Genomic DNA, 9,122 nt, shown 5'->3' on the forward strand with positions numbered 1-9,122 from the left:
GTACGAAGCGCAGAGGCTGGCCGACCTCAAGGACGAAGCACCGGCCCACAAGGTCCGCATCACCCGCGCCTTCTACATGGGCCAATACGAGGTGACGGTCGGGCAGTTCCGGCGCTTTCTGAAAGCCTCCGGCCATGTGCCGGAATCGGTCGCCGACGGCACCGGAGGCTACGGCTACAACGCCCTGTACGACCCCGCGCATTCCAGAAACGGCGATGCCTTCGAGGGCCGTGACACACGCTACTCCTGGCAATCACCCGGCTTTGCGCAAACGGACGATCACCCGGTGGTCAACGTGAGCTGGCACGATGCCAATGCCATGGCCAGATGGCTGAGCAGCACGGAAGGCCGACGCTACCGCCTGCCCACCGAGGCAGAGTGGGAATACGCCTGCAGGGCCGGCTCACGCGGCCAGTTCAGCAGCGGCGATGATCCCGCATCCTTGCGCGACGTGGCCAACGTCTTTGATCAGGACGCCGCCGTCAACTGGCCGAGGTGGCAGGCTTTTGCCACGTCGGCACACGATGGCTTCCCCTTCACCGCACCCGTCGGGCAGTTCAAGGCCAATGCCTTCGGCCTGTACGACATGCATGGCAATGTCTGGGAATGGGTCTCGGACTGGTACGACGAGCAGTACTACGCCCACTCCCCCATCGATGACCCGCAAGGACCCGCGGACGGGCATGTCAAGGTCCGTCGAGGTGGCTCATGGCACACCTGGCCGCTTTACGCTCGGTCTACCTACCGCAACTGGAACAGCCAGGCCACACGCTACACGCTGGTGGGCTTCAGGTTGGTGATGGAAGCGCCCTGAGGCCGCTTGCCGGGCACCTTGCGCGAGGCCACACCCAGCACCTGGCGCTGCTCTGAGCGGATGACGCGGGGCGCGAGCGCCGCCACCAGATCGGCCGCGGTCTGCCCGCGCGCCTTGTAGACGCCACACCCGATCAGCAGGTCATCGGCCACCGGCTCGACGTACGAGGTCTTCAGGTCGACCACGCCTGTCTGGGGATTCGTGAAGGCATAGTCCACCCAGCCACCGCCATGCGTGGCGCGGTCAAAGGCCTCGCTCACCAGGCGGTCGCCGTCCACGCCCGGGTTGTCGCGCACGGCCGTGCCCACCTTGTCCACCTTGCCGGCCAGCGCGCGATAGCGCCCCTGCCTGTCAAAGGCAAACACGTACATGTCGCGATCGACAAAGCTCTTGTCATCGCGGGTGATCATGTCCAGCGCCTGCAGGCCATGGGATTTGTAGAGTTGCACCGCCTTGTTCACCAGCGCCATGGCCTCATCCGCACTGCCTTGACGCAGGCGGAACGACTCGACGGCTTCTGCCAGGCGATGGGCACGCTCGCTCAACTGGGTCGAGCTGTGTGAGGCCTGCTCCACCATGCGCGCATTCTGTTGCGTGATCTCATCGAGTTGTGCCACAGCCTGCGCCACCTCACCCAATGCGGCGCTCTGCTCCTGAGATGAAGCGGCAATGCTGCGCACCTCGGCCGCCACGGAGCGGATCCCGTTGACGATGCGCTCGAACGTCTCGTGCGTGCCATTGATCTGTGCCACGCCGGTCTCGACGTGATGCACTGATTCACCGATGAGCTGACGGATCTCTTTGGCAGCCGTGGCGCTGCGTTGCGCCAGCGACCGCACCTCCGAGGCCACCACGGCAAAGCCGCGCCCCTGCTCGCCGGCACGCGCGGCCTCCACCGCGGCATTGAGCGCAAGGATGTTGGTCTGAAACGCGATACCTTCGATCACGCCGATGATCTCCTGCACACGGCGGGAACTGCTCTGGATGTCCAGCACGGACGCCACGGCGCTGTTGACGGCCACGCCGCCATCCTCGGCCATGTGCCGCACGTCCGACATGGTCTGATCCACGGCCATGGCACTGGCGGCACTGGTGCTCAGTGCGAGGTTGATGTCCCGCACATGCGAAGCCGTCTGCTCCAGGCGCCTGGCCTGTGCATCGGTTCGATCGGCCAGTGCCTGGGTATCGTCCGCCAGCTTGATGCCGGCCTGCGCCACCATGGCCGAGTTGCTGCGGATGTCGGACACCATTTGCGAGATGTAGCCCGTGGTCTGGTCCAGCGAGTGCCCCATGTCGTAAAGCTCGTCCGTGGCCCGCAACCTGATTCGCGTCGCAAAGTCGCCAGCTGCCAGTTGGGCCACCGAAGCCTGCAGCACGCGCATGGCGCCGTGTGTATTGCGCAACATGCTGCCACCCAGGTAGAGCGCCAGGGCGGCCACCGCGCCGCCCGTCAGCCAGATGCCCGCTTGCCGCTCGGCCGGGGCAAAAGACGCCGCCCACCAGCTCATGCCCAAGGCTGGCGCCACCAGCATGAAGTACAGCAGCGTGCGTTTGGCTCGGTATGGCAAGACGCGCATGAGGCGCATGCCCGGCCTCAGCAACACCTGCAGAAAAGATGGATGCCCCATGAACGCCCTCGCTTTGACGAGTTCACGACAAACTGACCACGGATGCGGTCGACATCGTTTTATCGGCAGGGCCGGCGCAAGGTGAAGCCTGAAAAAACGGGGGATGACAGGCAAGAAAAAAGGACTTGCCTTTCGACAAGTCCTTTTTAAAAGTTTGGTGGGCCCTGAGTGACTCGAACACTCGACCAACGGATTAAGAGTCCGCTGCTCTACCAACTGAGCTAAGAGCCCGCACCTGGTATCTCCTTTCGAAGACCGCTAGAACTGATTATCTAGCGAAGACTTAGATTATATACACAGTTTTCTGCGTTTCAAACCAAGTCCGTAAATTTTTTTGGTGGGTCGGGCGAGACTCGAACTCGCGACCAACGGATTAAAAGTCCGCTGCTCTACCGACTGAGCTACCGACCCCCGAAAAGCCTGCGACTATAACATAGATTTTCAGCTTTTCAGCAGCGCCTCGATCATCTGCGCCGCGGCCACCATCCCGAAGGTGGCCGTCACCGTCACACTGGAGCCAAAGCCGGCGCAGTTGAGCGAGCCGTCACCACGAGTGCCCTCGCCTGCATCGCAGCTGTCCTGCGGCGGCAACACGGCTTCGCGCGAGAACACGCAGGTCAGGCCCATCTTGCCGCGCCGCGCGCCGCCATGGCGCTGCCGCAAACGCTGCCGCAAGCTGGAGAGCAAGGGGTCATGCGTGACCTCGGAGAGATCGGCCACTTCCACCAGTTGCGGGCGGGTCTTGCCACCAGCCGCGCCCACGGCCACCACCGGCTTGCCATGGGCCTGGGCCCAGGCGGCCACGGCGGCCTTGGCACGCACCTGGTCACAGCAATCGATCACGCCATCAATGTCCTGCGCCTGCAACAAGGCATCCACATTGGCTTCGTCCACGAACTCTTCCACGGCGTTGACCAGGCAATCCGCATGGATGAGGGCAATGCGTTCCTTCAAGGCCAGCACCTTGGCCTGACCCAGCGTGGTCTCCTGGGCATGCACCTGCCGGTTCACGTTGGATTCGGCGATGTTGTCCAGATCAATGAGCGTCAACTGGGCCACGCCACTGCGCGCCAGGGCCTCCGCCGTCCAGGAACCCACCCCGCCCACACCGATGACGGCAATGCGAGCGGCGCGCAAGCGCTCGTAGCCGCTCACGCCGTGCAGGCGCCGCAAACCGCCAAAGCGACGATCGGGATCAGGCTGGCTGGCGGCGGCCAGCAGCGCCTCGCTGGAAGGAGAAGTCACCACTTGCCAGGCTGTGCGTTCAGTTGTGCGCCTTGCGCTTCTTGTCTGTGGCCGGCGCAGGCATGGTCAGCAGACGATCACGCGCCGCCTGTGCGGCTTCCGTCTGCGGATACTGCTTGATCAACAGTTCCAGCGCCTTGCGAGAAGAGTCCATGTCCTTGAGCTCGCTGAAGCAATTGGCGATGGACAGCAGCGCTTCAGGTGCTCGTGCATGATCTGGCGCACGATCCAGCAACTGCTTGAACGCGTTGATGGATTCCTTGTAGTCACGCAAGCCATAGTGGGCATTGCCCAGCCAGTACAGCACGGACTCACGGTAACCCGTGGTGGGGTAACGCGCCAACAGGCCGTTGAGGCCCGCAGCACCGCCTGCAAAGTCGGCGGCCCGCAAACGGCCCAGCGCATCATCGAACAGGCGCTTTTCTTCCGGGTCGGCCTTGAAGGTCTTGCCGTCCTGCGTCACCGATTGAGGCTCCAGCTTGCGAACACGCTCGTCGAGTGCGCCCTGCACATCCTTCTGCTTGCGCTGCAATTCGGTCACGTCGCGCACCAGCACCTCTTCGGAGCCACGCTGGCGCGCCTGCTCGGTGCGCAACTGCTCCATCTGGGCGTTCATGTCCAGCAGGCTGCGCTTGAGCTGGTCGACCTGTGCCGTCAAGGCGGCGATCTTCGCGTTCAGCGCATCGACATCCTGGGTGCGCTGGGTGCGCAACTCCAGAATGGCGCGACGCGCTTCATCGTCTTCAAAGAGGCCGGCATGCGCTGCGTTCATGCTGCCAAGCAGCGCAGCCACCACCAGCGCCACGGGGCGCAACTGGGTGAACAAAGGTTGGGCAAAACGCATGGGCGGCCTCTTTCAGCAAAAAGATCAACGGTCCTTGATTTCGGCGCGGCGGTTCTTGGCCCACGCTTCTTCATTGCTGCCTTGTGCGGCGGGGCGCTCTTCACCGAAGCTCACAGCCTCGACCTGATCACCCGACACGCCCAGCAGCGTCAGCGACTTCTGAACAGCCTCGGCACGGCGTTGGCCCAGTGCCAGGTTGTACTCGCGGCCACCGCGCTCGTCGGTGTGGCCTTCCACGACGATCTTCTTGTTCTTGGCGGCCACCAGACGCTTGGCATGGCCTTCGATGGCAGGACGGAACTCTTCCTTGACCACATTGCTGTCAAAGTCGAAATAGATGACGCGAGGCAGGTCGATGGCTTCGTTGGTCGAGGCAGGCGGCGTCACCACCACATTGGCCACGTTGGAAGACGAACCACCATTGCCGCCGATGCCTGAGCCATTGGCGCCGTTGGCAGGCGTGGCCGACGAGATGGGTGCAGGACCCTTGTTGGCATTGTCGTTGAGCGGCACGGAAGAACCGCAGGCCGCCAGCAGCACGGCTGCGGCGCTCATGGCGCCAATGGTCAGCGCGCGGGAAGGCAGGAAACGGGAAACGGTGTGAGAGATCGGGCGCATAACAGGCTCCTTCGAGATTCAAGATTCAATGATGGAAAACAGGCAGATCAACGCAAGGCGGCCAGCATCGGCCCCCACACGGGCTCGCGCAGATCTGCTTGAGGTACAGGCAACTTGGCCTTGACACGGCCATCCAGCGAGGTGGTCATCAGCACTTCACGACCTTGTGTGCGCGTGGCGTAGATGATCAGCTTGCTGTTGGGCGCAAAACTGGGGCTTTCGTCGTCACGGGTGTCGGTCAGCACCTTGACATTGCCACTGGACAGCTCCATGAGGTGCACACGGTAACCGCCATTGTCCACCTGGCCAATGTAGGTCATCCAGCGCCCGTCCGGGCTGATGGCCGGGCTGATGTTGTAGGCGCCCGAGAAGGTCACGCGCTGCGCGGCCCCGCCGGCTGCTGGCACCTTGTAGATCTGGGGCGCGCCACCGCGGTCACTGACGAAATAGATGCTGGCCCCATCGGGCGACCAGGTGGCTTCGGTGTCGATGGCGCCGCTTTGCGTCAGGCGGCGCACGCCATCGCCATTCACGCCGATCACGTAGAGCTGCGAGCCCCCATCCCGGCTGAGCGTCACCACCAGTTGCTTGCCATCGGGTGACCAGGCTGGCGCGCTGTTGGTGCCCTTGAAATCGGCCACGGTGCGGTAGCGGCCCGTGGCCACATCCTGAATCACAACCGAGGCCTTGCCCGTCAGGAAGGACACATAGGCGAGACGACCGCCATCGGGCGACCAGGCTGGCGAAATGATGGGCTGGCCGATGGTCAGCGCCGCCTGCGCACCTTCGCCATCGGAATCCGCCACCATCAGCATGTGCTGCTTGCCCACCTTGCTCACGTAGGCGATGCGCGAGGCAAAGGCGCCCTTGTCACCGGTGAGCTTTTCGTAGATTTCGTCGGCGATGCGGTGGGCCACCTGGCGCAACTCGCCCGCACCGATCAGGAAGCTGCGAACACCGTTCTCTTTGCCTTTGAGCACGTCCCACAACTGGTAGCGCACGTCAAAACGGCCATCTGCCAGCGGTGTCACGGAGCCCATCACCAGCGCATCGGCGCCCTTGCCGCGCCAATCTGCCAGCGCTGGGCGCGTGGTCTCATCCAGCTTGTCTGCACTGGCGTCCATGAATTTGAACAGGCCGGAGCGCTCCAGATCGGCCTTGATGATGGCCGATACGGGTTGGGGTGAGCGGGTCTCATCCCGGAAGCGCGCCAGGGCCACAGGAATCTGGGTGGCGCCCACGCCGGAGATCTCGACGCGAAACTGGGCTTGCGCCTCGCTCAAGGGCCACAGAGAAGCGCCCGCCGTCAAGGCGAGCCCGCCGAACAAGCCACCAAGGGCAGAACGACGCGAAACGGAAAGCTGCATGGGTTGCGTCACTCAGACAGGCAAAGTCAAACTACCTGAATTGTGCCCGCTCCTGAGGGGAAGTTCCCTTGGAAAGCCGCTCAACCCTGCCTGTGGCGTGTCAAGCAATGTAAATCTGGCCGAACGCGGCGAAAAAGGCCGCACCACGGCTTGCCGCACCCGCCTCACAGCAGCACGATGTCGTACTGCTCCGGCGACATGGATGGCTCGGCTTGCAGCGACACCGGCTTGCCAATGAAGTCGCTCAAGCCCGCCAGATGCTGGCTTTCCTCGTCCAGCAGCATCTCGACCACGGTCGCGCTGGCCACCACCCGGAATTCCTTGGGATTGAACTGCCGGGCTTCGCGCAGGATCTCGCGCAGGATGTTGTAGCAGACGGTGCGCGCCGTCTTGACCTGCCCCCTGCCCTCGCAGGTGGGGCATGGCTCGCACAGCATGTGCGCCAGGGACTCACGGGTGCGCTTGCGGGTCATCTCGACCAGGCCCAGCGGCGAGAAGCCGCTCACGGTGATCTTGGTGCGGTCCTTTGCCAACTGCTTGCGGAACTCCGACAACACGTTGTCACGATGGTCCTCGCGCAGCATGTCGATGAAGTCCACGATGATGATGCCGCCCAGATTGCGCAGGCGCAGTTGCCGCGCAATGGCCTGGGCCGCTTCCAGGTTGGTCTTGAAGATGGTGTCGTCGAAGTTGCGCGCGCCCACATAACCGCCGGTGTTGACATCCACCGTGGTGAGTGCCTCGGTCTGGTCGACGATCAGGTAGCCGCCGGACTTCAGGTCCACGCGGCGTGCCAGCGCCTTTTCAATCTCGGTGTCGATGTTGTAGAGATCGAAGATGGGGCGCTCGCCCTTGTAGTGATGCAGCTTGGCCACGGCCGAGGGCGTGAACTCCTCGCCAAAGGCCTTGAGCGCATCGAACTGGATCAGCGAATCCACACGGATGGAAGCCACCAGTTCATTGACCAGATCGCGCAGCACACGCTGCGCCAGATTGAGCTCCTGGTACAGCAGCGTGCCTGGCGGCGACTTGAGCCCGAGTTCCCGGATGGTGGCCCAGGTCTTGCGCAGGTAGGCGATGTCGGCGGCGAGTTCCTCGTCGGTCGCATCTTCCGCGTTGGTGCGCAGGATGAAGCCACCGGAACGCGTGCGGCCCTCGCGGTTGTCGGCCTCGCCGATCAGGCGCAGCATGCGTTCACGCAGATGGTCACGCAACTCGGGCGAGCCGATCTTTTGCGAGATGCCCAGGTGATCATCTTGTGGCAGGAACACCAGCAGCCGCCCCGCCACGCTGACCTGCGTGGACAAGCGGGCACCCTTGGTGCCGATCGGGTCCTTGATGACCTGCACCATCAGGGTCTGGCCTTCGTGCACCCGTTTTTCGATGGGCACCTGAACCTCACCGGAGCGGGGGTGAGGCTTGGCCTGCCCATCCTCGCGGTGCAGGTCGGCCACGTGCAGAAAGGCAGCGCGCTCCAGACCGATGTCGATGAAGGCCGATTGCATGCCCGGTAGCACCCGCGCCACTTTGCCGAGATAGATATTGCCGACCAACCCACGCTCGTAGGTGCGCTCGACGTGCAGTTCCTGTACGGCACCGTTTTCCACCACCGCAACGCGCGTTTCTTGCGGCGACCAGTTGATCAGGATGTCTTCTTGCATGCTAGGCCCCCCCCCAGGCTGCGCGCACTTCGTGTCGCTCATCGCCGAGGGGCCTAGGCCTGTCCAAGCCTGCGCAGGCAGGTTTGGAGCCGCGGTGTCCCGCGGTTGGCGAAGCTGTCATCCAGAAGTCTGAGCTGATGGGCCACATGGTTGAAGCTGAATTAGATTTTGAATCCGAAGGAACTTAGCAATTGTGCCGTCTCGTAGACCGGCAAACCCATGATGCCAGAGTAGCTGCCCGAAATATGCGCAATGAAAGCTGCCGCCCTGCCCTGCACCGCATAGGCGCCTGCCTTGCCCATGGGCTCGCCACCGGCCACGTAGGCAGCGATCCGCTGTCGGCTCATGTCGGCCAAGGTCACGCGCGACACGCTCAGGACCTGCCCACGCCGCCGTGCCGTGCCCACCGCCACGGCGGTCAGCACGCGATGGGTGCGCCCGGCCAGTTCGCCCAGCATACGCCTCGCGTCCTGCACGTCCAACGGTTTGCCGTAGATGGTGCGCCCCAGCGCCACCGTGGTGTCCGAACAAAGCACCGGCGCAGCTGGCAAGCCACGGCGCTTGAGGCGGGCCAGCGCGGCATCCAGCTTGAGCCGGGTGACGCGTTGTACATAAGCCGTGGGGGCCTCGCCGGGCAGCACGGCTTCCAGGCTTTCCGCATCCTCGTGCGCATCAGGCAGCAGCAATTCATGGCGCACGCCCAACTGTTCCAGCAACTGGCGCCGGCGCGGACTTTGAGAAGCGAGGTAAATGAAATCAGGCATGCATCAAACCGCGTTCACTCGCGGTGGTAAGGATGGTTGGCATTGATCGACCAGGCGCGGTAGAGCTGCTCGACCAGCAGCACACGCACCATGGCATGCGGCAGCGTCAGGTCGGACAAGCGGATGCGCTCGTGCGCCGCTTGGCGAAAGGCGGGATCAAGGCCGTCCGGCCCGCCGATGA

The 9,122-nt window shown here is 63.6% G+C and carries 9 protein-coding genes and 2 tRNA genes; 1 reads left to right on the top strand and 10 read right to left on the bottom strand.

Going from position 1 to position 9,122, the window contains the following annotated elements; all coding sequences use genetic code 11:
* On the top strand, positions 1 to 814 hold an 814-nt coding region (locus VFW93_RS18375; protein WP_329695401.1), incomplete at its 5' end, for a formylglycine-generating enzyme family protein.
* Here VFW93_RS18375 and VFW93_RS18380 read toward each other — a convergent pair.
* The 10 genes from VFW93_RS18380 to VFW93_RS18425 form a co-directional block, all read right to left on the bottom strand.
* A complete protein-coding gene (locus tag VFW93_RS18380) occupies positions 772 to 2,442 on the bottom strand; it encodes a methyl-accepting chemotaxis protein (protein ID WP_329695402.1) in 1,671 nt (556 codons plus the stop codon). The two genes, VFW93_RS18375 and VFW93_RS18380, sit on opposite strands and share 43 nt — an antisense overlap.
* A gap of 155 nt (positions 2,443 to 2,597) precedes the next feature.
* Positions 2,598 to 2,673 (bottom strand) — tRNA-Lys (locus VFW93_RS18385).
* 104 nt (positions 2,674 to 2,777) lie between these two features.
* Positions 2,778 to 2,853: transfer RNA gene (locus VFW93_RS18390), tRNA-Lys, on the bottom strand.
* 30 nt (positions 2,854 to 2,883) lie between these two features.
* A complete protein-coding gene (locus VFW93_RS18395; protein ID WP_329695403.1) occupies positions 2,884 to 3,687 on the bottom strand; it encodes a tRNA threonylcarbamoyladenosine dehydratase in 804 nt (267 codons plus the stop codon).
* 19 nt (positions 3,688 to 3,706) lie between these two features.
* Positions 3,707 to 4,531 (bottom strand): tetratricopeptide repeat protein, encoded by an 825-nt coding sequence (locus VFW93_RS18400; protein WP_329695404.1) that lies wholly within the window; start codon positions 4,529 to 4,531, stop codon positions 3,707 to 3,709.
* A gap of 24 nt (positions 4,532 to 4,555) precedes the next feature.
* On the bottom strand, positions 4,556 to 5,149 hold the full coding sequence (gene pal / locus VFW93_RS18405; RefSeq protein WP_329695405.1) for a peptidoglycan-associated lipoprotein Pal: 594 nt from the start codon (positions 5,147 to 5,149) through the stop codon (positions 4,556 to 4,558).
* Positions 5,150 to 5,196: 47 nt separating this feature from the next.
* Positions 5,197 to 6,516 carry a Tol-Pal system beta propeller repeat protein TolB gene (gene tolB / locus VFW93_RS18410; RefSeq protein WP_329695406.1) on the bottom strand — a complete coding sequence of 440 codons (1,320 nt, stop codon included), beginning with the start codon at positions 6,514 to 6,516 and terminating at the stop codon, positions 5,197 to 5,199.
* 164 nt (positions 6,517 to 6,680) lie between these two features.
* The gene (gene rng, locus VFW93_RS18415; RefSeq protein WP_329695407.1) at positions 6,681 to 8,177 is read right to left on the bottom strand and encodes a ribonuclease G; all 1,497 of its coding nucleotides are present in this window, start codon (positions 8,175 to 8,177) and stop codon (positions 6,681 to 6,683) included.
* Positions 8,178 to 8,338: 161 nt separating this feature from the next.
* Positions 8,339 to 8,941, bottom strand: coding sequence for a Maf family protein (locus tag VFW93_RS18420; protein WP_329695408.1), 603 nt, complete (start codon positions 8,939 to 8,941; stop codon positions 8,339 to 8,341).
* 14 nt (positions 8,942 to 8,955) lie between these two features.
* Positions 8,956 to 9,122 (bottom strand): 23S rRNA (pseudouridine(1915)-N(3))-methyltransferase RlmH (locus tag VFW93_RS18425; protein WP_329695409.1); only part of this gene is annotated, 167 nt, incomplete at its 5' end.

The organism is Aquabacterium sp. (assembly GCF_036279675.1).
Classification (GTDB): Bacteria; Pseudomonadota; Gammaproteobacteria; order Burkholderiales; family Burkholderiaceae_C; genus Aquabacterium.